The following is a 20,586-nucleotide window of genomic DNA, read 5'->3' as shown; positions in this document are numbered from 1 at the left end:
GATCATATACAGACTATTTTACAATGTTTCATCTTATTTTGCTCTTTCATATTGTTTAGGCCAGGGGATGTCAGCATCTAATTCTTTGGCAAAATGTAATGGAAGATGTGGATCATCAAGAAATCCCCGTGCGATTAAGATTAAATCAGCTTGCTTTTGTGCGATGATCTCAGACGCTTGAATAGCCGTTTTGATTAAACCTACTGTGGCAACGTTATTCTTGGTATGTTCCTTAATCGCGATGGCGAAAGGGAGCTGATATGCTGGTCCGACATCTATTTTTTGATAGGAGACCAAGCCTCCACTCGACACATCAATTAAATCTACCCCCAATGTATACAGTAGTTGCGATAAGGCTATAGACTGCTGTAGATCCCAGCCTGCTTCGGCCCAATCTGTTGCTGAAATACGTACCCATAAACTTTGGCTTGTTATTTCTCGTTTTACTCTTTTCACAATTTCAATAAGAAAACGTATCCTATTTTCAAAGATCCCGCCGAAAGAGTCTGTCCGTAAGTTGCTCAGTGGTGAAAGAAATTGATGGATCAGATATCCATGTGCAGCGTGGAGTTCAATAATTTCATAGCCTGCCTGTATGGCTCTTTTCGTTGCTGTTCCGAATTGTTCAATCAGATTTTCAATGGCGTCTAGATCAAGCTCCTGTGGTTCATAATCTCCAGCATGGAAAGGGATCGGAGATGGGGCGACTGTTTGCCAACCCTGTGGATCCGTTGGTGAAAATTGATTCCGCCCGACCCAAGGTTTATTACTGCTTGCTTTGCGGCCTGCATGAGCAAGTTGTATGCCCGGTATGGAATTATTTTCTTTAATGAACTCGGTTATTTCTTTTAGTTTTTCGATATGCTGGTCCTCCCATAAACCAAGGTCTCCATCACTGATTCGACCGTCAGGGCTAACTGCTGTTGCTTCCTGTATTACTGCTGCAGCTCCGCCGATTGCAAACTGGCCCAAATGAACCAAATGCCAGTTATTTGCAAAACCATCTTTTGCGGAGTATTGGCACATTGGAGATACGACCAAACGATTTTTCAATTGGAGGTTTCCAATATTTACTGATGAAAATAATTGACTCATAATTGCGTGTTTATAGAAGGCAGGAGCAAGGAAAGCTCCCGCCTTGATCAATTCTTTGTTTTGTAAAGAGAGCCCCTCAGAAGCCTTTATTTAAATCTTTGCGAACCGTGGTTCAACTGTTAAGGATTTGTAGACCATAAAGATGCTGATTTTAGCATTGCTCTTCTTGGTAGTTTTAAATTGGCAACTACTAACTCTGCGAAATCTTCAGGCTGGAGAACTTTTTCTGGATCGCCATCGGTAAGTCCAAGTTCTTTGGACATATCGGAAGCGATCGTGCTTGGCATTAACGTACATACACGAATATTGTTTTTCCGTACTTCCCGCATTAAAGAATCGGCGAAGCCGATGACGCCAAACTTTGACGCACTATAAGCGGAAGTGGTGGCCGCGCCATTTAATCCGGCAGTCGAAGATACCATAATGATATCGCCTTGATTTTTTTCAATCAGTTGTGGAAGGATAGCTTTTGTAACAAAGTATGTACCCAAGAGATTGGTATGAATGATCGATGTCCAATCGGCAACGTCCATGTCGAGCACAGAGGAAAATGATGCCACTCCCGCATTGTTAATTAAGATATCAAAGCTGCCGAAAGTGTTTTTCAGTTGCTCGATCTCCTGTTGTACAGCACTATAATTTGATACGTCAAAAACGGCATAAGTGACCTCAGTGCCTAGCTCGGCAAGTTCCGCAGCCGTATCCTTCAAAGCAGCTTCATTTCTCCCAGTAATCGCGATATGAACACCTTCTTTCGCTAATGCATAGGCAATTGCTTTTCCTAATCCCCGCGCGCCACCTGTAATTAAGGCTCTTTTTCCTGTTATATTTTCCATAACATAAAAATAGGTATGATCTTTTTTATTCGTGTCAGATGAACCTCAAAAAGGCAACTTATTTTGCCTTTTTGAGGATATTTTCGATAATAGGGTAAGTATTGTTCCGTATGTCTTCAAATTGGTCCACATGACGCCATTCCGCTTTTGTAATATCTTCTGCGGTTTGTGGAATCAATTTAGGGACTTTGTTGACTCCCATTTCATACCAGTTTGTTGCTTTTAGGACGAATTCTCCATTTCGCAAAAAATAAGTATGGTATGATGTGGTAATTTTTTTTCCTAAGTAGTTGATTTTAATGCCACATTCCTCTTCAACTTCGCGTACAGCTGCTTCCCGCATTTTTTCATTGTCTTCGACTTTACCTTTAGGGAGGTCCCATTTTCCTAATCGGTAGATAAAAAGATAATCTCCATCACCGTTTTTCACCAATCCACCGGCTGCTTTGATGAGCTTAATTTTATTTTTTAAGTTTTGAAATACAGTTTCAAAATCCTTGTTGATGTAGAGATATGTTTTTGGAACTTTATCAATTTCAGATTGTTTGAAAAGTTTTTGGAGGTCAATCTCTTGAAAACTAATTGTTTGTGGGTTTTTGGTTTTCGATGGAACAAAATCTGCTAAAATTAGCACGGTTTCGTTCATATAAATTTTATAAATTTGCGCCATGAATAATTTAAATGAGGTTGAACAAAAAGTTGCTGAATCCTTATTGCAAATTAAAGCAATAAAATTGCAACCTAAAAGTCCTTTTACATGGGCGTCGGGTTGGAAGTCTCCAATTTACTGTGATAACCGTATCACTTTATCTCATCCTGCGATTCGTACATACATTCGTCAAAAGCTTTCTAAGCTTATTCAAGAAGAGTTTGGATCAGTGGATATGATTTCTGGAGTTGCTACGGCAGGTATTCCACAAGGCGTTTTGGTAGCACAGGATTTGGGACTACCATTTTCTTATGTTAGAAGCTCAGCTAAGGACCATGGTCGTCAGAATTTAATTGAAGGTGAAGTAGTTAGCGGTCAACGTGTAGTTGTAATAGAAGATCTAATTTCGACAGGTAAGAGTAGTTTAGTGGCTGTAAAGGCATTACGTGAGGCTGGCTGCAATGTTGTTGGGTTGGTGTCTATTTTTACTTATGGATTGCAACAAGCTACTGATAATTTTGCCGATGCAAAATGTCCTTATTTCAGTTTATGTAATTATGATGCTTTGATTCAGGTCGCTGCTGAAAATAGTTATGTATTGGAAGAGGATATTGAGATCTTGAAAAAGTGGCGATTGAACCCTGCAACTTGGGGAGATAATTTTCAATAAAAAAGATTAATTTATCGTTATGACTACTATTCAGAACACAACAGAAATCAACAAAAATGTCAGCGCGGTGTATGCATTTTTGGCGGATCTCAACAATCATGAACAGTTGATGCCGGAAAATATCTACAATTGGTCTTCGACTACGGACGAAGCTCGATTTACAATTCAGAATATGGCAAAATTGGCTCTTAAGGTAGAAGAGCGTAGTGAGAATCAATTTATTAAGTTGGTTCCGTCGGAGAAGGCGCCTTTTGAAGTTGCTCTTCGTTGGGAATTGCAAGTTGTTGCTGATACGGTGACAAAGGCAACCTTTATTATAGATGCTGATCTCAACATGATGATGAAGATGATCGCTTCTGGACCACTTCAAAAATTAGTTGATTTTCAGGTCAACAAATTAAAAGAAAAGTTGGGATAGGTTGTTCATAACGGATATAAAAAAAAGCTCGATTATTACTAATCGAGCTTTTTTTATGCTAGTCTTTCATTGACTTTTTTCCAATTCACAACATTCCACCAATTTTTAATATAATCAGCTCTTTTGTTTTGGTAGTGCAGGTAATAAGCATGCTCCCATACATCAAGGCCTAAAACGGGGATACCTTTTACCTCTGCAACATCCATTAAAGGGTTGTCTTGATTTGGAGTAGAGGTAATTTTTAAGTTACCTGAGTCATCCAAAATCAACCAGGCCCATCCCGAACCGAATCGTGAGGTTGCTGCTGCGGCAAATTGTTCTTTGAATTTGTCTAAAGAACCAAATGTCTTATTGATCATGGTCAATAATTTTTCAGAGGGCTGGCTCGGCTTATCGGACAGACTTTCCCAAAAAAAGTTATGGTTCCAAGCTCCACCAGCGTTATTCCTTGCTTTAGGAGAGTACTTAGATATGTTTGCTAGAAGTTGCTCCTCTGAGGCTTCTTTGATATTTTCAGCAAGAATGGCTTCGTTAACGGCGTTAATATAGGCCATATGGTGCCTTGTATAATGGATTTCCATTGTCAACGCATCAATATTAGGCTCCAAAGCGGCATAACTGAAAGGTAATTTTACTTGGGAAAACTTTAAGGTAGCGGCATTTAATTCAGTAGCTTTCGCGGAAGCAATATCTTGTAATATTGATCCAGATACAGCGATGCCTAGTGTAGCCTTTGCTGCATTTTGAAGGAAGTTTCTGCGTGTTTGCATATAATCTTATTGTGATTAGTTTTGATATAAATATAACGTGAAATTTTACAAATATTGTGCAAGAATTGTCTGTTAATTGTAATACAACAAAATTGTTATAAATTCATCTTTTAGGGTGGCATATATTGTTTTGAATTTTGGTTTACGATATTTATGTAACATATAATTTGCATGCTTTTAAGAACGCTTCAAGGTAGTCTTAGGGCAGGTATCCAGAGAATTATAATTGTTTATAAAGGCAAATTTAGCTAAGTTTGATTTATGTATACATTAAGGATTTCAAAAATTATCCCCCAACCTAATAATAACATTACTTTTCAGCTTGAGTCTATAGCAGGAGACTATCCTTCCTATAAAGCTGGGCAGTTTATTACACTTTCTTTTGTGTTTGGTGATCGTGAGGTACGTCGTTCTTATTCTTTTAATAGTTCGCCTGATAATAATGAGCCCTTAAGTATCACTGTTAAGCGTGTCGAAAATGGGGAAATATCCCGACTGCTCCACCATACTATTGTGGAGGGGGATATCGTGAATGCAATGGAACCTCAGGGTTTATTTGTATATGAACCTGAAGCAGAAAAGGTTCGGACCTTATTTTTGTTTGCTGCAGGAATTGGCATTACACCCTTGTATGCTATTCTGAAAACAGCGCTTCTTGCTGAAAGTAAGTCCAAAATAGTTTTAATTTACAGTAATAGTACGCTGGAGTTAACACCGTTCCGATCGGAATTGGAGCACTGGGCAGATCGATTCCCTGACCGCTTAACTATTGTGTGGATTTACTCCAATAGTAAATACTTGATGAAAGCCAGGTTAAATAGAGACTATATACATGCTATTGTTAACGATCATTTGTTTGGAAATAAGGAAGATGCTTTGTTTTATACTTGCGGTCCTGTGATTTATATGGACTTATGTCGTTTTACACTTTTGGGGATGGGGTTTGATTCCAATCAGATAAAACGAGAGACATTTCTATTGCCCGAAAATGAAGAGGATGATGATGATGATGAGACTGAAAAGGAAGTCGATACAACAACCTATGCCATCGAACTATCTTTTCAAGGTAAAACTTATCATCTAGAGGTTCCCTACAATAAATCTATTTTAGATATAGGGCTGGAACATAAAATTAAGTTGCCGTATTCTTGTAAATCCGGTATGTGTAGTACGTGTATTTCGCAGTGTACAAGGGGGAAAGTAAGAATGGACTATAATGAGGTGTTAACAGACCGCGAAGTTGAACAAGGAAGAATACTGTTGTGCACGGGGCATCCGGTAGAAATGAATACAGCTATTGAAGTGCTATAATTGAGCATTCGTATTTAATCCAAAAATATGCTGTGCAGTTATGGGGTGCCAGAAATATTTAAAATTGCATATACAAGTAAATTTATCTAAGTTTGGATATAGCCGTTTTATATCTAACTATTATGGGGAAATTACTCTGGAGCCCAACAGAAGAGCAAAAATCTCAATCTGAGATCAATAAGTTTAAACAATATGTCGAGAAGGAGCATGGCGTATTCTTTCCATCCTATCAGGAGCTTTGGGCATGGTCTACGACGGAACTGGCTAGTTTTTGGAAGAGTATAGCCGCCTATTTTAATATAAAGTTTCATTCAGGCTTTACAACTATTGTTGATTCGCCAACAGATCCTACAAGCTTTATCGGAACAAAATGGTTTGCTGGGGCTACCTTGAATTATGCTGAACACGTATTTCGAAACACAACGAAAAAGCGTCCGGCATTAATCTTTCAATCTGAACAGCAAGTTAAAAGAGAGGTGTCATGGACTGAGTTGGAATCCATGGTTCTCAAACTTCAGGTCTATTTGAAAGAACTAGGGGTACAAAGTGGAGATCGCGTTGCTGGTGTATTGATTAATGGCATTGAAGCTGTTGCGTTATTTTTAGCTGCTAATTCCATCGGTGCTATTTGGTCCTGTTGTTCGCCCGATTTTGGGGAGGCGAGTATTCAGGATCGTTTTGAGCAGATTGAACCCAAAGTGCTCTTCGCAAATTCCAGTTATTACTATAATGGCCGTCTTTTTGAAAAAGCGGAGAGTATTAAACAACTTTCTCTGCGGCTACCATCTTTACTGGCTTGTGTTTTGATTGATGACAATATTTGGGAAGAGATTCTGAAAAAGGATCTTACACAGGCTGAGCTCCAATTTACGGCAATGCCTTTTGACGCACCAATATGGATTTTGTATTCTTCCGGAACTACCGGGAAGCCCAAAGCCATTACACATGGAGTTGGTGGTATGCTATTAGAACATATGAAAGCACTTGGACTGCATCAAAATGTGCAAGACGGGGATCGATTCATGTGGTATTCCACTACTGGATGGATGATGTGGAATTACGCACTTTCGGCCCTTTTAATGGGAAATACATTGTGTATATATGATGGGGCTACGAATTATCCCGATAAATTAAGTTTATGGAAGTTTGCACAGGAAAGCAAGGTTGACCATTTTGGTGTTGGCGCTGCTTATCTCATCTCCTGTCAGGATCAAGATTTAAGATCCTTGGCTTATCAGCCGAAAACAATAGGATCGACAGGTTCACCACTTCCACCAGATGTATTTGAATGGCTAAATCTACAGTTTCCAAAGAGTCAAATTGTCTCGCTAAGTGGTGGTACAGACGTTTGCAGTGCCTTTCTTTCGGGGTGTACATTGCTTGATGTTTATGCAGGGGAGATCCAATGTCGCACTCTAGGCTCTAAGATAGAAGCATTTGATGAGCATGGTCATCATCTTTATGGAGAGGTGGGAGAACTTGTTATTTTAGCTCCCATGCCCTGTATGCCCATCTATTTTTGGAATGATTTGGCGAATAAAAAATACTTTGATAGTTATTTTGATAAATATAGCGGTGTTTGGAGTCATGGTGATTGGATTAAGATCACTGCACATGATGGAATAATTATGTACGGTCGTTCAGATGCAACGCTAAACCGCGGTGGCGTACGTATCGGTACTGCAGAGATCTATAATGTTTTAAATAGAACCAAAGGGGTCTTGGATAGTTTGGTTATCTGTGTAGATCATGAAAATGGATCATCTGATATGTTGCTTTTTGTTCAATTGGACAATGGTTTATTGAATGATGCGTTAAAAGGGGAGATTAAACGGGAGCTTCGGCAACAATATAGTCCGCGACATGTGCCTGACGATATTTTTCAGGTATCGGCTATTCCTTACACGTTAAGCGGTAAAAAACTGGAGCTGCCTATTAAGAAGATTTTTTCGGGAATGACTGTAGAAAAAGCGGTGTCAGTAGATATTATGCGGAACAGAGAATCTTTGTTAGACTTTGAAGCGATCAGTAAAATCTGGAGAAGATCTTAAGTATAGTATGATATAAAAATACCTAATTAGAAAACCCCTCGGATGATGAAGTTTATCGTTTGAGGGGTTTTCTAATTTAATTTTACTCCACTCAGACCTGTATAACACCGACATTATACCGTTCTAGAATAGGTTTTTCGTTGGCAGCTTCAATTCCCATGCTGATGACTTTTCGTGTTTCTTCAGGCGCTATAATTCCATCAACCCATAATCTTGCAGCAGCGTAATACGGACTCAGTTGCTCGTTGTACCGATCTTCTATTGATTTAAGGAGACTGTTTTTTTCTTCTTCATTAATTTCTTGACCCTTGGCTTTTAAAGCTGATTCTTGGATTTGAAACAGTGTCTTGCCTGCAGCGGCACCGCTCATGACAGCCATTTGGGCAGTAGGCCAAGCGTAGATTAGTCGTGGGTCATACGCTTTTCCACACATCGCATAGTTTCCTGCGCCATAACTATTTCCAACAATAAAAGTGAATTTTGGAACTACGGAATTGGCCATTGCATTTACCATTTTTGCTCCGTCTTTGATAATCCCCCCTTGCTCTGATCGGCTTCCTACCATAAATCCAGTGACGTCCTGAAAAAACACAAGCGGAATGTTCTGCTGGTTGCAATTCATGATGAAGCGCGCTGCCTTATCTGCTGAATCACTATAGATAACCCCGCCCATCTGCATTTCCATTGCGTTACCGGGTTTCTTGGCTTTGATAATTTCACGTTGATTGGCAACAATCCCGACAGCCCAACCGTCTACACGTGCGAGGGCGCAGACAATGGTTTTTCCATAATCGGGTTTGTATTCCTCTAAAGTATCTGCGTCTACAATTGCATTCAAGATATCCTGCATGCGATAAGGTTTTGTTCTGTCTTCGGGAAGAATCTCTACTATTTTACTCGGATCTGTTTTTGGAGGAAGGCTTTGCTTTCTGTTGAAATTAGCTTTTGGATTTCCACCGATTTTATCGATAACATTTTTTATGGCCTCTAAACAACTTTGGTCGTCGGGAAATTTATTGTCTGTCACGCCGGATATCTCCGAATGGGTAGAAGCTCCGCCGAGTGTTTCAGCGTCTACGGTTTCACCTATCGCAGATTTGACCAGGTATGGGCCTGCTAAAAATACAGAGCCTGTTCCTTCGACGATAAAGGCGTAGTCGGACATGATAGGGAGATAAGCGCCACCTGCCACGCAACTTCCCATGATTGCTGCAATTTGAGGTATTCCCATGGAAGACATTCGGGCATTGTTACGGAATATGCGGCCAAAGTGTTCTTTATCGGGAAATATTTCATCCTGCATCGGTAAAAACACACCTGCAGAATCTACCAAATAAATAATTGGAAGATTGTTTTCCATGGCAATTTCCTGTGCGCGTAGATTTTTCTTGGCAGAAATAGGAAACCAGGCTCCTGCTTTTACGGTTGCATCGTTAGAGACGATGACACATAGTTTGGATTTTACATAGCCCAGTACCGCTGCACAGCCCGCATTTATGCATCCACCATGTTCTTTATACATTCCCTCGCCGGCAAACATGCCTATTTCCAGATATTCTCGGTCTGGGTCCAGTAGATATTCTATTCGTTCCCAGGCTGACATTTTACCCTTTTCTTTCAGTTTTTTTATTTTATCGATGCCACCACCTAGTTTTAAATTTTCTCTTTTTTGGCGAAGTAATGCGAGTAGCTCCTTCATAATTTATAATCTTGGTTTTAAAAAGCTGTTGAATTAAGAATTTCTTATTTTTAGATAAATTTAAAATAAAATTTTAAAATATTTGCAATTTTATTCCTAAATATTTTGATATATTTGAATTGAATTACCGATTGTAAATTTAATATTCATGCTTATGTTTATTGAAAATAAACAACAAATGGATATGATCAGACAAAGTGCACGAGATTTTGCACAGTATCATATCAAACCTTATGTGATGGAATGGGACGAAGCCCAAATATTTCCAATAGAAGTTTTTAAAAAGTTAGGCGAACACGGTTTCATGGGTGTGATCGTTCCTGAAGAATATGGTGGATCGGGACTCGGATACCAGGAGTATATTACCGTTTTGGATGAGATTTCCAAGGTGTGTGGCTCAATTGGACTTTCCGTAGCGGCGCATAATTCGTTATGTACAAATCATATATTAAGCTTTGCCAGTGAAGAACAGAAGAAACGTTATCTTCCAAAGTTGGCGACAGCTGAATGGATCGGTGCCTGGGGACTTACAGAGACCGGTTCTGGTTCGGACGCTGGTGGAATGACGACATTTGCTGAGCGAGATGGTGATCACTACGTGTTGAATGGTTCTAAGAATTTTATTACGCATGCCATCAGTTCTAGTGTTGCTGTCGTTATTGCGCGGACGGGGGCTAAGGGAGATAAAAAAGGGATGTCTGCTTTTATTGTTGAGAAAGGTACACCTGGATTTACCGCAGGAAAGAAAGAAAATAAATTGGGGATGCGTGCCTCAGAAACTGCCTGTCTGTTTTTTGATAATTGTCGGATTCATCGGGATCAACTCATCGGTGAAGAAGGGCAGGGCTTTGTGCAGGCCTTAAAATTATTGGATGGCGGACGTATTTCTATTGCGGCACTTTCTTTGGGTATTGCACGCGGAGCTTACGAGTGCGCGTTGAAATATGCGCACGAGCGTGAGCAGTTTGGGAAAAAGATTTACGAATTTCAGGCGGTTTCTTTTGCGCTAGCAGATATGGCGACACAGGTGGAAGCCAGTGAACTGTTGACGAGGCAGGCAGGCTATTTAAAGGATCATGGAGATCGTGTTTCTAAAATTGGTGCGATGGCTAAACTTTATGCGTCGGAGGCTGCCGTTAGTGTTTCGAATGAATCTGTACAAATCTTTGGTGGTTATGGATTTACAAAGGACTATCCTGCCGAGAAGTTTTTTAGAGATGCCAAGTTATGTACAATAGGTGAAGGGACTTCAAGCATTCAGAAAATGGTGATCGCTAGAGAGATTGAGAAAGATATTTTATAGCATATTATGAGGGATCAAGTTGTGTTGGTTGATTGCCCAAGAGACGCTGTTCAAGGGCTTCATAACTTTATTGAGACGGATAAGAAAATTAAACATATCAATACGTTGATCGAAAGTGGGCTGTTTGATGTTATTGATTTTGGATCTTTCGTTTCGCCGAAAGCAGTTCCGCAGTTGGCGGATACAAAAATAGTACTGGAAGGAATCAGAACGAATGAAAAAGTGAAGTTATTGGCGATTGTCGCCAATCTTCGGGGCGCGCAGGAGGCAGCTCTAGAGGAAAAAATCCACTTTTTAGGGTATCCATTTTCAATATCGGAAACATTTCAACTTCGAAATACCAATATGGGCTTGGCGGCTTCTTATCAGCAGGTAAAAGAAATGAAAGCTTTGGCCGACTCGCAGCATAAATCTCTGGTTGTTTATATTAGCATGGCTTTTGGAAACCCATACAGTGACCCTTGGTCCCCGCTTTTGGTAGAACAGTGGATTGGAAAATTATGCGATCTTGGCATTCGGGAATTTTCTTTGGCAGACACAACTTCAGAAGCCGATGCAAATCAGATCTCAGAATTATTTAGTTTTGTTAAAACTCGTTTTCCAACACTGGAAGTAGGCGCACATTTTCATGCAAGGCGAGAGGAGAGTCTTGCAAAGATTGAAGCAGCTTATCTGGCGGGTTGCCGTAAATTTGAAGGCGCATTGCTCGGTTATGGCGGTTGTCCATTTGCAAAAGATGATTTGGTCGGTAATATACCTTCAGAGCTGTTGTTGCATTATTTTGGACGAGGAACTGATGCTGAAATAATCGGATTGGAGCATAGCTTCAGACAAATGATTTTGTAGATGGAAAAACTGAATTTTATTAAAGTGCACGTTGAGGGGCATGTGTTCAACTTGACCTTAGCCCGTTCGGATAAAAGAAATGCTTTTAGTCCGACAATGGTGAGCGAAATAGCCTATGCATTGAATCTGGCGAATAGCAATCCTGATGTTCGTTTAGTACAAATAGAGGCTGAAGGTCCGGTGTTCTGTGCTGGTATGGATCTTAAAGCTTTTGAGGACCCTACATTAGATATTGGAAATTCGGCAATTCCCAAGGTTGAAAAGTCACTGGCAGAAATATTTGCCTGTTTAGATAAGCCTTCAATCTGTGTTGTTAGGGGAGATGTTATTGCAGGTGGTTTTTTGATAGCATTATCCTGTACGTATTTATTTGCTCTCCCACATGTACGTTTTTCTTTGCCTGAAGTGAAAATTGGGCTCTTTCCATTTCAGGTGTTGGCGTTGCTTACAGAATATATGCCTGAAAGAAAAGCCATGGATCTCTGTATCAGTGGTCGGTCTTTTTCTGCGGAGGAGGCTTTGAAAAGGGAAATCGTTTATGGCATCCTGGATGCTGAAGAAACAGTATTGATTGAATTGAAAAGGACGATCCTGGAAAATGCTCCCTTGGCCATATCACGGGGTTTTGTAGCACTGCGAAAATTAAAAGAGCAAGATTATGATGATAAGTATAACTTTCTATTGGAGAGCTTGGCGGATTTGCGTAAAACCAATGATTTCAAAGAAGGAATGGATGCAATGCGAAATAAGAGAAAAGCCAACTGGCAAAATAGCTAATTAAAATGATCGAAAACTAGGTCTGCTTGTCAGCGGCGAGAATTCCCAGGGAATGGAGCTAAGAACGATCAGGAGAGCTAGTCCAAACCAGATTAATAATATTTTAAAACGTCGATCGTTTGTATCGGCGTTTTTGCTTTTAAGGGCACCTATTGTTAAGCAGATTGCGGCAATAATCATCATGCTACTGTGCTCCATGCCAAAGAAGCGAATTTGCCTGAGGTGAACTGCTTCGTCAAAATGTTGCAGAAAGTACTGTGTGATGGGGCTCAGTACATAGAGACTAAAACCTAAAAATAGCTGAATATAAAAAGAAATAACCGTAATTTTTACAAGAAATTGATCGGTAGGGGAGAATGGAAGTTCCTTTTTTCTTTTGTAAAAAAAGTTCACGAGACTAATCGTTACTACAATCAATACCTCCCATCTCCATAAAGAATGCATCGCTAGAATGAAAGGATAAATGTAATTCATCATACAGACAAAGATGGTAATAAAATAGATTTAAAGCTATTTTAAGCAATATCATCACATAAAATAAACGAAGGTTTTTCATCAGTTGACTAATCTGTTGTTCAAAGTATGTCATATTTATGTGTATTTCTTGTTTATATAAGTTTTTTATCGTTTTGATTATTAGTTTGTTTTGTATTTTGTTTAACTCTTGGTTAATACTACTATTGCGTGTAATTTGGTATTCATCGGTAAGGTGGAGAATAACGATTAACTAGCCCAAACACACAGTTCAAATGATTGCAAGAACAAAGGTATTTCCTATTGAGTAATCAATACTACTCTTGTATGTTTTGGTTTTGGCTGTTTTTAGCCTCTCTGAGGTGCTGTTTGTTTTTCTCAAGGGGTTTGTGTGGTTTTAATTTATTTAGGCTTAGAATGGGGTTATTTTAGTTTTGGCGGATAGTTGTAATTTGTTCAGTTTTTTAACACGGATAACGCATCTCGTTAAAGTTGCCTTTTGTTTATTATGAATTTCATAATGTATTTAAATAACTATTTGTTTGTCATTGCATTATGTTTATTACATAAATTGAGTGTTTATGTTGTCCTATGCCCGATTGGCGCTATTAAAATAAAGTAATGCCTGAGCGTAAGCAAAGCCCTGCCTGTATTTTTTTTAAAATATTTTTGGAATTATATAAAATTCGTTTCTATATTAGTGTATTAATTAAATAATACAGTAGTATGATTACTATCCAAAATCTAAATTTCAGCTATAGTAAATCAAGGCCACTCTTTCTTCATATGGATCTTGAATTGAAGCAGGGGCATATCTATGGCTTGTTGGGGAAGAATGGTGCTGGTAAATCAACTTTGCTTAAGAATATTGCCGGTTTGGTATATCCTGTTTCGGGGCGAGTTGATGTGCTGGGGCATAACCCTAATCGAAGGGAACCTTCCTTGTTAAGAGAGATTAGTTTTATTCCGGAAGAGTTTTATCTCCCTGCCGTAAAATCAGAACAGTTTCTGAAGGCTAATGCAGGGTTCTACCCCAACTTCGATCAGGTATATTTCGATCAGCTTATTCGTGAGTTCGATATTCCTATTGAGCAAAAATTAGCAAACATGAGTTATGGACAGAAAAAGAAATATATTATTTCTTTCGGTTTAGCGTCTAACACGAAAGTGATCATCATGGATGAGCCAACGAATGGTTTGGATATTCCTTCTAAGGTTCAGTTTCGAAAGATCATGGCTTCTGCCATTACTGACGATCGATGTGTGATTATCTCCACACATCAGGTGCGTGATCTGGATAATCTTATTGATGCTGTTATTTTGCTTGATGATCATAAGGTTGCACTCAATGCTCCGATGCATGTGATTACTGATCGTTTATGCTTTAAAAAAGTAAGAGAATTGCCTTTGGATACACTCTATTCCGAAGAAGGAGTAGGCGGTTTTAATGTTATTCTCCCAAACTCGGCGGTAGAAGATTCGAAACTGGATTTGGAGTTGTTATTTAATGCTGTGTTACAGTGCAAGGAAAAAATTACGGACCTTATTAAACTTGATGAATATGTCAAATCTATTTAATGCTACGCGTTTTTTTGGACTGATTCGAAGACAATGGATTGGTTTTGGGCGAATTTATCTGATGTCAATAGGGATTATTGCCGGGGTAATTTTTGGTTTTTATGCGGTTAATTTGGGGTCAAATTATGATGACATCAAAAAGAATACTGTTTATTCGTTGCTAAATTTCAGAGCACCGTTGTTTTGTATCTTGGGACTCTTTTTTGTAACGGTTATCTCAAGTAGTTATTTTGCCGATTTAGGGAAGAAGACCCGGGCGATTTTTGAGCTGATGATTCCGGCGTCACAATTGGAAAAGTTTCTGGTCAGCTTATTCTATACGGTTGTCGTGAGTATTGGTTCATACTTATTGGTCTTTTATTTGATCGATCTGGCATTTGTTTCTTATTTGAGGAGCGTTGGTTCTGTGGTTGTAAATGAAGTGCAGCCATCAGGGGGGACGGTCAGTGTGGATCTATGGCAGTACTTTTTCAAGATTCAATACCCTGAACCGGCTTATTATTTTTGTTTTGTACCAATTCTTCTAAATGCAATTTTTTTACTTGGTGGGATCGTCTACCAAAACTATCAATATGTAAAGACGGCTATTTTTCTTGTGCTTTACTGTGTTGTTTGGATGTGTCTTTTTGTTTACTTAATGAAGACTCAGACCCAGGATACCGTAGGTACAATGGATAATAACTATTGGTCTGATTCAAATCATATTTTTGCATTGATCGGCGCTGTAGGAGTGTTGCTTACCATAATGATTTGGGCGGTTGCTTTTTTAAGGTTAAAAGAAAAGGAGATTTAGTATGGAGTTCAATGCAAATAAAGCCATTTACCTTCAGATTGCTGAGTATGTATGTGATCATATTTTGCTAGCGACCTGGAAAGTGGATGAAAAACTCCCCTCAGTAAGGGAATTGGCAGTTCAGATGGAGGTTAACCCCAATACTGTTATGCGGACCTACGATATGTTGCAGCAGAAAGAAATTATAGCCAATAAGCGCGGGATCGGTTTTTTTCTGACACAAGAATCGGTGAAGAATGTGAAGTTATATAGAAAGGCAATTTTTCTAGAAGAAGATCTTCCCTTGTTTTTTCGTAATATTTATTTATTGGAAATCGGTCTGGATGAGTTAGAGCAACGTTATAGACGGTTTGTAAGTCAGAATTTTAATCAAAATGAGTCATGAAATTAAGTACAAAAATAATAATGGGATTAGCAATAGGCTTATTCGCGGTTCCGATGCTTGTCGCGTCCTACCTTGTTCGTATAAATCGAGTGGATGCGAAAAAATATAATGCTGATGTTGAGCAGGAGGTATCTAAGCCAGGTGCAAAGGATGTTTATTACCGGTCGTTTCCCTTGGCAGCTTTCGATAAGCTTTATATTGTAGGTACCAATGCAAGCGGTGTAGGGTTGTATTGGGTGAAAAGCGATAAGTTTATGGTTAAAGTTAATAAAAGTCAAGCCGACTTTGTGAAAGCGAATGTTGATCAATCTGGCAATCTTACCTTAGATCTTTTATCAGGAGGAGAGGGGTTTTATAAGTCAATCTATATTTTTTCACCTGATTTTAAGGTTTTAAAATTAAAAAATGCGGGTATTAACGAGTTGTCCGCTAAGTTGAACGAGTTGACTGTTGTAGGTGATAGCGTTGAGGTATTTTCCCTTGCAGAAAAATCCGTTATAAATACGTTGAACCTGAACCTGACAAATTCCACTATTGATGATCTTGGCGGGACGGACAGTAAGGGGAATTCTCTTGTTGGTCGTTTATTTGTTAACACGACGAATAGTGTTTTGGGACTTCCGCGTACGAATTATCAAAGTGCAGATATTGTGGCAAACAATTCAGAAGTTTATTTCAATAGGAAAGGACCTGAAGCCAAAGTTGGTCTTCTGAATATCAAAACTGAAGGAAAATCATCTGTCCGTTTAGATAGTTTGCAATGGGGAACATTGAACGGGAATCTATCCAATGATACTAAAATAGATTTGCCTGTCCATGCATTGCGATCATTGCTTAAGTAAGGTTTAATTGGTGGATGTTGCGGTCGATCGTTAATAGTGGAGATCGATATTTTCTGAAAAGGTCAAAATTCCATAGTGGGATTTTGACCTTTTCTTTAAAGGGATGATGTAGATTTTCGGTGTTCGATACTGCAGTCCAAAAAAAACGTCTCGAATTCGAAATAATTCTTTTTGTTTTTTTTCTTTAACATCTGCAAGAGGAGTTCTACCGATTTTTCTGCCATCAGCTGTGTTGGTTGGGTAATTGTTGTTAGAGATGGATTGAGACTGTTGGCAAAAGGGGTGTTGCTAAAGCCAATTAAGTTCATGTCATCAGGAATTTTCACCTTCAATTTATTTAATATGTGCAAAACTTTTAACGACAAGGTGTCTGTCGTTGAGAGGAGTGCATTTGGAGCGGAGGGCTTATTTAATAACGTGTTTATTTTGCTTTCCAGTTCGTCATCGATATTGTCCTTGGGGCTGGAATAGGATATTTCTATAATATTTTCTTCTTTGAAGGGTACGCCGGCGTTGAAGAGTGCATCTTTATATCCTTTTATGCGGCTTACATTTCCGCCAATATCTTTACATAGTAAAAGAATGATATTTTCTCTTCTGTTTTTGATCATTTCTTCTGTTGCCTGGTAGATGACCTTGTTGTTTTGGATTCCGATTTTGAATGTATCGAGCTGATGGTTTATTCGGTCGAAAATAATGACGGGACAAACCTGCTCCATCATATAAAACAAAAGCGATAAGCTTGAATCATTTTTCACAGGGGAAATGATCACTCCTTCGATATTGCTTTGTATGCAAAGTTCCAGCGCTTCTTTTTCTTTTTTCTCGTCGTTAAAAGTCTGCAATAGGATCAGTTTATAATTCGTCTGCGATAGAATGTGCGAGATCTCTTCGTAGAAATCAAAGAAAAAAGAGCTTGAGATAAATGGAACAATGATTGCTAAGGTGTTTGAGCGCCCTGTTTTTAAGCTTTTTGCGGAGAAATTTGGTATATAATTGATTTTCTGCGTAAAATCTAAGATTAGCTTTTTTGTTTCTGCACTTATTTCATGGCTATCGTTTAGTGCTTTGGAAATGGTTCCTGGAGATAGGTTTAACTGTTGGCCAATCTCTTTTAACGTAAATCTCTTCATGTGCTCGATCCTCTTTCATTGATTACAAATGTTCTAGCGTCAATACGATGGTAAGATAGCGCTAGAATTATTCTTGAATTATCGGTTACTATTTTTAATGTATTGAGCCCGTAAATTCTTGAAATTATAAAGATAAGATAAAAAACATGTTTTCAAATGGAGATCAAGAAAAGCGTTGTTAATGAGAATTGATGAGATGTTGTTGGTATTCGGGCGAAAGGTGTCGAAAAGTTTGTTAAAAGAGGAGGCTGTTATTTGGTGCCACCGAAAAGTTTACTGATGATCCAAAGGACAAGGGCGACTATAACAACTACGATGAGGATGCCTGTCCAAACACCAGCCTTAAATATCCCTTCTATTACGGAGCAGCTTGTAATAAGGAAAAAAGAGGATGACATTATTATGTATGTTAATTGCCTTTTCATCATTAAAATTTTTGTCTGTATAAATAGAGACAACTGATAATGAAAATAGTTTTGTGAGAACAGTCCAATATTAGATTATCGGTAAACTATAGGCTGAATGGGGTTGCGCATTGGTTTTGTTGTAGCTTTTCGGTTTTACCGGTAATTTTTGCGGGACAAAAAGGAGTTCCCGTGAGTGTTAAATAAGAAAAGCTAATCTTGCGATTAGCTTTTCTTTAGTGATCCCGCTGGGATTGGCTCAGCCCCTCATTTCCCAAGCACACCCCTGAGCCTCCATTGGATCGAACCCGGCCGACCCTTCTTTCGAATCCTAATATCTTTAAAACAAGAAAAGCTAATCTTGCGATTAGCTTTTCTTTAGTGATCCCGCTGGGATTCGAACCCAGGACCCATACATTAAAAGTGTATTGCTCTACCAGCTGAGCTACGGAATCCTTTCTGTTTTTGAAAGTGATGCAAAGGTAGAATTTCTTTTGATATATGCCAAATTATTGCGTGCAAATTTTGATAAAAAGGCCTTAACTGCTTAATAAATAAACGGATTATTTTTTATCGCGCTTTTTTTGCATGGATTATTCGGTCTGCTCCATTGATATCTTTTATGAGTCTGACCTGTTCAAATCCTTTTTTGACCATAAGTTCTTTCATTTCTGCACCGAGATATTGATTGATTTCAAAATATAGATCTCCATTTGGGGCTAAATGTTTCAGTGCAAAGGATGAAATAACATCATAAAAAATCAACGGAGCGCTTTCTTCAATGAATAATGCGAGCTCAGGTTCGTAAGCCAATACGTTTTGATTCATATGCTGCTTTTCTCCCGGGGTTATATAGGGCGGATTGGATACAATGATATTGTATTGTTGGTCGGAGAAAATGTATTCCCATTCAAATATATCCGCATTGATAAATTGAACCTGAGTTTTTAAATTATTAGCATTTTCCTGTGCTGTATTTATCGCCTCTTTTGAGATGTCTATCGTGGTTACCAGGGCATTATTGAGATGCTTTGATAAGGTGATAGGGATGCAGCCAGAGCCAGTTCCGATATCTATAATTTTTAGGTTTTGAGAAGATTTATGGTTTTTGATGATCAGATCGACAAGTTCTTCAGTTTCCTGGCGTGGAATGAGGACCGATTCATTGACCTGGAAAACTTCACCATAAAAATCTGCCCTATTGAGTATGTACTGTATAGGTCTGTGCTTTTCTAGATCCTGAAGGATGCTAAGTACTTCAGCCTTATTCGCCTCGTTGACAATATCTGTTTTTCTCAAATGATAATTGGTTCTATTTAACCCAAACTTTTCGGCAACAACCATTAAGAATATTGCTTTTATTTCATCCTCATCATATAACTCCTGAAGCTCGTGTTGAAATAATAATTCGAAATCTTGAAGTATTTTCATGTGTCAAAGGTACGATTTTCATAGATTTGTATCTATGGATATGCACAGGCAATATATGCATCGTTGTTTGGAACTGGCCCAAATGGGTGCGGGTTCAGTGAGTCCCAATCCAATGGTTGGGGCTGTCATTGTTTTGGACGGTAAAATTATCGGTGAAGGGTATACTTCTCCGTATGGTGGACCACATGCTGAGGTCAATGCTGTACAACAGGTTATGCAAAAGTATGGGGAAAAGGCAAAGCGGCTTATCGCGGAAAGTACTTTTTATGTCAGCCTTGAACCTTGCGCGCATTATGGAAAGACGCCACCCTGTGCTAATATGATTGCGGAGCTGAAACCTTTGAAAGTTTTTATAGCCTGTTTGGATCCTTTCGCAAAGGTCAATGGCAAAGGAGTAGAAATACTACGGGAAGCTGGTATTGAGGTTGAAATTGGTTTACTGGAAAAAGAGGCCGTATGGCTCAATCGTAGGTTTTTTACACGTATCGGTCAATTTCGTCCCTATGTTATTTTAAAATGGGCACAAACCAAGGATGGTTTTATAGGACAAGAGGGTAAGCAGGTTTGGATAAGTAATGCCGCAAGCCAACAGTTGGTTCACCGTTGGAGAGCGGAGGAAGATGCTATTTTGGTTGGTACAAATACTGCAGTCGTAGATAATCCCAGTCTGACCGTAAGAGAATGGCAGGGTAAAAACCCATTGCGTATTCTTTTAGATAGAGATCTTGCTATCCCGCTAGATGCTAATATTCTCAATGATCAAGCTGATACAATTGTGTTCAATGCTAAAAAGACAGAATGGACAGCAAATGTGAAGTATATTGAGCTCGAAAATTATGGGTTGTATTTACCGCAGAATATTCTTTATCAACTTTATTTAATGGATGTTCAGTCAATAATCATAGAAGGAGGGCGTGCTACTCTGCAAATGTTTATAGATGCGGATCTCTGGGATGAGGCAAGGGTATTTGAGTCTGAAACAAGATTATTGAATGGGATTGAGGCTCCTCAATTTAAAGGACAATTGCTAGAAAGCAAATTGGTTTCCAATGATCTTTTAAAGATCTATAAGAAACAGTAATTATTAAATTGTATATTTAAGGAATTATAAGCAATAGCCG

General features: G+C 38.8%; 20 protein-coding genes and 1 tRNA gene. 12 read left to right on the top strand and 9 right to left on the bottom strand.

The features are described 5' to 3' along the window. Window positions 1-33: 33 nt before the first annotated feature. From CBM24_RS18040 to CBM24_RS18030, 3 genes are all read right to left on the bottom strand, one after another. The gene (locus tag CBM24_RS18040; protein WP_088163629.1) at window positions 34-1,095 is read right to left on the bottom strand and encodes an NADH:flavin oxidoreductase/NADH oxidase; all 1,062 of its coding nucleotides are present in this window, start codon (window positions 1,093-1,095) and stop codon (window positions 34-36) included. Between the two features lie 119 nt (window positions 1,096-1,214). Beyond that, entirely contained in the window at window positions 1,215-1,931 is a 717-nt protein-coding gene (locus CBM24_RS18035) for a 3-ketoacyl-ACP reductase (RefSeq protein WP_075993373.1), read from the bottom strand. Window positions 1,932-1,989: 58 nt separating this feature from the next. Further along, a complete protein-coding gene (locus CBM24_RS18030; RefSeq protein WP_232475558.1) occupies window positions 1,990-2,577 on the bottom strand; it encodes an NUDIX domain-containing protein in 588 nt (195 codons plus the stop codon). Window positions 2,578-2,599: 22 nt separating this feature from the next. On the opposite strand from CBM24_RS18030, the gene pyrE reads away from it, so the two are divergent. Both pyrE and CBM24_RS18020 read left to right on the top strand, forming a co-directional pair. After that, on the top strand, window positions 2,600-3,250 hold the full coding sequence (pyrE, locus tag CBM24_RS18025) for an orotate phosphoribosyltransferase (protein ID WP_070567741.1): 651 nt from the start codon (window positions 2,600-2,602) through the stop codon (window positions 3,248-3,250). A 19-nt stretch (window positions 3,251-3,269) separates the two neighbouring features. Further along, window positions 3,270-3,668: an SRPBCC family protein gene (locus CBM24_RS18020; protein ID WP_075993371.1), complete on the top strand. Its 399-nt coding sequence runs from the start codon at window positions 3,270-3,272 to the stop codon at window positions 3,666-3,668. Between the two features lie 53 nt (window positions 3,669-3,721). On the opposite strand, the gene CBM24_RS18015 is transcribed toward CBM24_RS18020, so the two are convergent. Continuing rightward, window positions 3,722-4,438: a superoxide dismutase gene (locus CBM24_RS18015; RefSeq protein ID WP_075993370.1), complete on the bottom strand. Its 717-nt coding sequence runs from the start codon at window positions 4,436-4,438 to the stop codon at window positions 3,722-3,724. 261 nt (window positions 4,439-4,699) lie between these two features. Here CBM24_RS18015 and CBM24_RS18010 point away from each other — a divergent pair, with 261 nt between their 5' ends. Further along, the gene (locus CBM24_RS18010) at window positions 4,700-5,749 is read left to right on the top strand and encodes a ferredoxin--NADP reductase (protein ID WP_088162213.1); all 1,050 of its coding nucleotides are present in this window, start codon (window positions 4,700-4,702) and stop codon (window positions 5,747-5,749) included. A 122-nt stretch (window positions 5,750-5,871) separates the two neighbouring features. Further along, window positions 5,872-7,800, top strand: a complete 1,929-nt coding sequence (locus tag CBM24_RS18005; RefSeq protein ID WP_088162212.1) for an acetoacetate--CoA ligase — start codon at window positions 5,872-5,874, stop codon at window positions 7,798-7,800. Window positions 7,801-7,891: 91 nt separating this feature from the next. Here the strand turns inward: CBM24_RS18005 and CBM24_RS18000 are convergent, their stop codons facing one another. Continuing rightward, window positions 7,892-9,499 (bottom strand): acyl-CoA carboxylase subunit beta, encoded by a 1,608-nt coding sequence (locus CBM24_RS18000; RefSeq protein ID WP_088162211.1) that lies wholly within the window; start codon window positions 9,497-9,499, stop codon window positions 7,892-7,894. Window positions 9,500-9,653: 154 nt separating this feature from the next. On the opposite strand from CBM24_RS18000, the gene CBM24_RS17995 reads away from it, so the two are divergent. Genes CBM24_RS17995 through CBM24_RS17985 form a run of 3 tightly spaced genes read left to right on the top strand, consistent with a single transcriptional unit; the run spans window position 9,654 to window position 12,425 of the window. Further along, on the top strand, window positions 9,654-10,802 hold the full coding sequence (locus tag CBM24_RS17995) for an acyl-CoA dehydrogenase family protein (protein WP_070567729.1): 1,149 nt from the start codon (window positions 9,654-9,656) through the stop codon (window positions 10,800-10,802). A gap of 6 nt (window positions 10,803-10,808) precedes the next feature. Continuing rightward, window positions 10,809-11,648, top strand: a complete 840-nt coding sequence (locus CBM24_RS17990; RefSeq protein ID WP_088162210.1) for a hydroxymethylglutaryl-CoA lyase — start codon at window positions 10,809-10,811, stop codon at window positions 11,646-11,648. After that, on the top strand, window positions 11,649-12,425 hold the full coding sequence (locus tag CBM24_RS17985; RefSeq protein WP_088162209.1) for an enoyl-CoA hydratase/isomerase family protein: 777 nt from the start codon (window positions 11,649-11,651) through the stop codon (window positions 12,423-12,425). Here CBM24_RS17985 and CBM24_RS17980 read toward each other — a convergent pair whose 3' ends face one another. Then, window positions 12,426-12,902: a hypothetical protein gene (locus tag CBM24_RS17980; RefSeq protein WP_088162208.1), complete on the bottom strand. Its 477-nt coding sequence runs from the start codon at window positions 12,900-12,902 to the stop codon at window positions 12,426-12,428. A 723-nt stretch (window positions 12,903-13,625) separates the two neighbouring features. Between CBM24_RS17980 and CBM24_RS17975 the strand changes: the two genes are divergently transcribed. Genes CBM24_RS17975 through CBM24_RS17960 form a run of 4 tightly spaced genes read left to right on the top strand, consistent with a single transcriptional unit; the run spans window position 13,626 to window position 16,497 of the window. After that, window positions 13,626-14,477 (top strand): ATP-binding cassette domain-containing protein, encoded by an 852-nt coding sequence (locus tag CBM24_RS17975; protein ID WP_088162207.1) that lies wholly within the window; start codon window positions 13,626-13,628, stop codon window positions 14,475-14,477. Next, entirely contained in the window at window positions 14,461-15,270 is an 810-nt protein-coding gene (locus tag CBM24_RS17970; RefSeq protein ID WP_145328624.1) for a hypothetical protein, read from the top strand. The genes CBM24_RS17975 and CBM24_RS17970 overlap by 17 nt, the downstream gene beginning before the upstream one ends. Window position 15,271: 1 nt before the next feature. After that, window positions 15,272-15,655, top strand: coding sequence for a GntR family transcriptional regulator (locus tag CBM24_RS17965; RefSeq protein ID WP_070567719.1), 384 nt, complete (start codon window positions 15,272-15,274; stop codon window positions 15,653-15,655). Then, window positions 15,652-16,497 (top strand): hypothetical protein, encoded by an 846-nt coding sequence (locus tag CBM24_RS17960; RefSeq protein ID WP_088162205.1) that lies wholly within the window; start codon window positions 15,652-15,654, stop codon window positions 16,495-16,497. Before CBM24_RS17965 ends, CBM24_RS17960 begins: the two co-directional genes overlap by 4 nt. A 95-nt stretch (window positions 16,498-16,592) precedes the next feature. On the opposite strand, the gene CBM24_RS17955 is transcribed toward CBM24_RS17960, so the two are convergent. The 3 genes from CBM24_RS17955 to prmC all read right to left on the bottom strand — a co-directional run bounded on the left by CBM24_RS17955 (window position 16,593) and on the right by prmC (window position 19,465). Continuing rightward, window positions 16,593-17,630 carry a LacI family DNA-binding transcriptional regulator gene (locus tag CBM24_RS17955; RefSeq protein ID WP_088162204.1) on the bottom strand — a complete coding sequence of 346 codons (1,038 nt, stop codon included), beginning with the start codon at window positions 17,628-17,630 and terminating at the stop codon, window positions 16,593-16,595. A 786-nt stretch (window positions 17,631-18,416) separates the two neighbouring features. Continuing rightward, a tRNA-Lys gene (locus CBM24_RS17950) sits at window positions 18,417-18,489 on the bottom strand. A 115-nt stretch (window positions 18,490-18,604) separates the two neighbouring features. Continuing rightward, a complete protein-coding gene (prmC, locus tag CBM24_RS17945; protein ID WP_088162203.1) occupies window positions 18,605-19,465 on the bottom strand; it encodes a peptide chain release factor N(5)-glutamine methyltransferase in 861 nt (286 codons plus the stop codon). A 34-nt stretch (window positions 19,466-19,499) separates the two neighbouring features. Here prmC and ribD point away from each other — a divergent pair, with 34 nt between their 5' ends. Further along, on the top strand, window positions 19,500-20,546 hold the full coding sequence (ribD, locus tag CBM24_RS17940; RefSeq protein ID WP_088162202.1) for a bifunctional diaminohydroxyphosphoribosylaminopyrimidine deaminase/5-amino-6-(5-phosphoribosylamino)uracil reductase RibD: 1,047 nt from the start codon (window positions 19,500-19,502) through the stop codon (window positions 20,544-20,546). Window positions 20,547-20,586: the final 40 nt, after the last annotated feature.

It is taken from the genome of Sphingobacterium sp. G1-14, assembly GCF_002196555.1.
GTDB classification, from domain to species: Bacteria; Bacteroidota; Bacteroidia; order Sphingobacteriales; family Sphingobacteriaceae; genus Sphingobacterium; species Sphingobacterium siyangense.
This window is presented reverse-complemented; position numbering and strand designations above follow the sequence as displayed.

Coding starts and splice junctions, on each gene's coding strand:
- CBM24_RS18040 (WP_088163629.1), bottom strand. CDS start 1,095: ATGAGTCAATTATTTTCATCAGTAAATATTGGAAACCTCCAATTGAAA.
- CBM24_RS18035 (WP_075993373.1), bottom strand. CDS start 1,931: ATGGAAAATATAACAGGAAAAAGAGCCTTAATTACAGGTGGCGCGCGG.
- CBM24_RS18030 (WP_232475558.1), bottom strand. CDS start 2,577: ATGAACGAAACCGTGCTAATTTTAGCAGATTTTGTTCCATCGAAAACC.
- pyrE (WP_070567741.1), top strand. CDS start 2,600: ATGAATAATTTAAATGAGGTTGAACAAAAAGTTGCTGAATCCTTATTG.
- CBM24_RS18020 (WP_075993371.1), top strand. CDS start 3,270: ATGACTACTATTCAGAACACAACAGAAATCAACAAAAATGTCAGCGCG.
- CBM24_RS18015 (WP_075993370.1), bottom strand. CDS start 4,438: ATGCAAACACGCAGAAACTTCCTTCAAAATGCAGCAAAGGCTACACTA.
- CBM24_RS18010 (WP_088162213.1), top strand. CDS start 4,700: ATGTATACATTAAGGATTTCAAAAATTATCCCCCAACCTAATAATAAC.
- CBM24_RS18005 (WP_088162212.1), top strand. CDS start 5,872: ATGGGGAAATTACTCTGGAGCCCAACAGAAGAGCAAAAATCTCAATCT.
- CBM24_RS18000 (WP_088162211.1), bottom strand. CDS start 9,499: ATGAAGGAGCTACTCGCATTACTTCGCCAAAAAAGAGAAAATTTAAAA.
- CBM24_RS17995 (WP_070567729.1), top strand. CDS start 9,654: ATGTTTATTGAAAATAAACAACAAATGGATATGATCAGACAAAGTGCA.
- CBM24_RS17990 (WP_088162210.1), top strand. CDS start 10,809: ATGAGGGATCAAGTTGTGTTGGTTGATTGCCCAAGAGACGCTGTTCAA.
- CBM24_RS17985 (WP_088162209.1), top strand. CDS start 11,649: ATGGAAAAACTGAATTTTATTAAAGTGCACGTTGAGGGGCATGTGTTC.
- CBM24_RS17980 (WP_088162208.1), bottom strand. CDS start 12,902: ATGATGAATTACATTTATCCTTTCATTCTAGCGATGCATTCTTTATGG.
- CBM24_RS17975 (WP_088162207.1), top strand. CDS start 13,626: ATGATTACTATCCAAAATCTAAATTTCAGCTATAGTAAATCAAGGCCA.
- CBM24_RS17970 (WP_145328624.1), top strand. CDS start 14,461: ATGTCAAATCTATTTAATGCTACGCGTTTTTTTGGACTGATTCGAAGA.
- CBM24_RS17965 (WP_070567719.1), top strand. CDS start 15,272: ATGGAGTTCAATGCAAATAAAGCCATTTACCTTCAGATTGCTGAGTAT.
- CBM24_RS17960 (WP_088162205.1), top strand. CDS start 15,652: ATGAAATTAAGTACAAAAATAATAATGGGATTAGCAATAGGCTTATTC.
- CBM24_RS17955 (WP_088162204.1), bottom strand. CDS start 17,630: ATGAAGAGATTTACGTTAAAAGAGATTGGCCAACAGTTAAACCTATCT.
- prmC (WP_088162203.1), bottom strand. CDS start 19,465: ATGAAAATACTTCAAGATTTCGAATTATTATTTCAACACGAGCTTCAG.
- ribD (WP_088162202.1), top strand. CDS start 19,500: ATGGATATGCACAGGCAATATATGCATCGTTGTTTGGAACTGGCCCAA.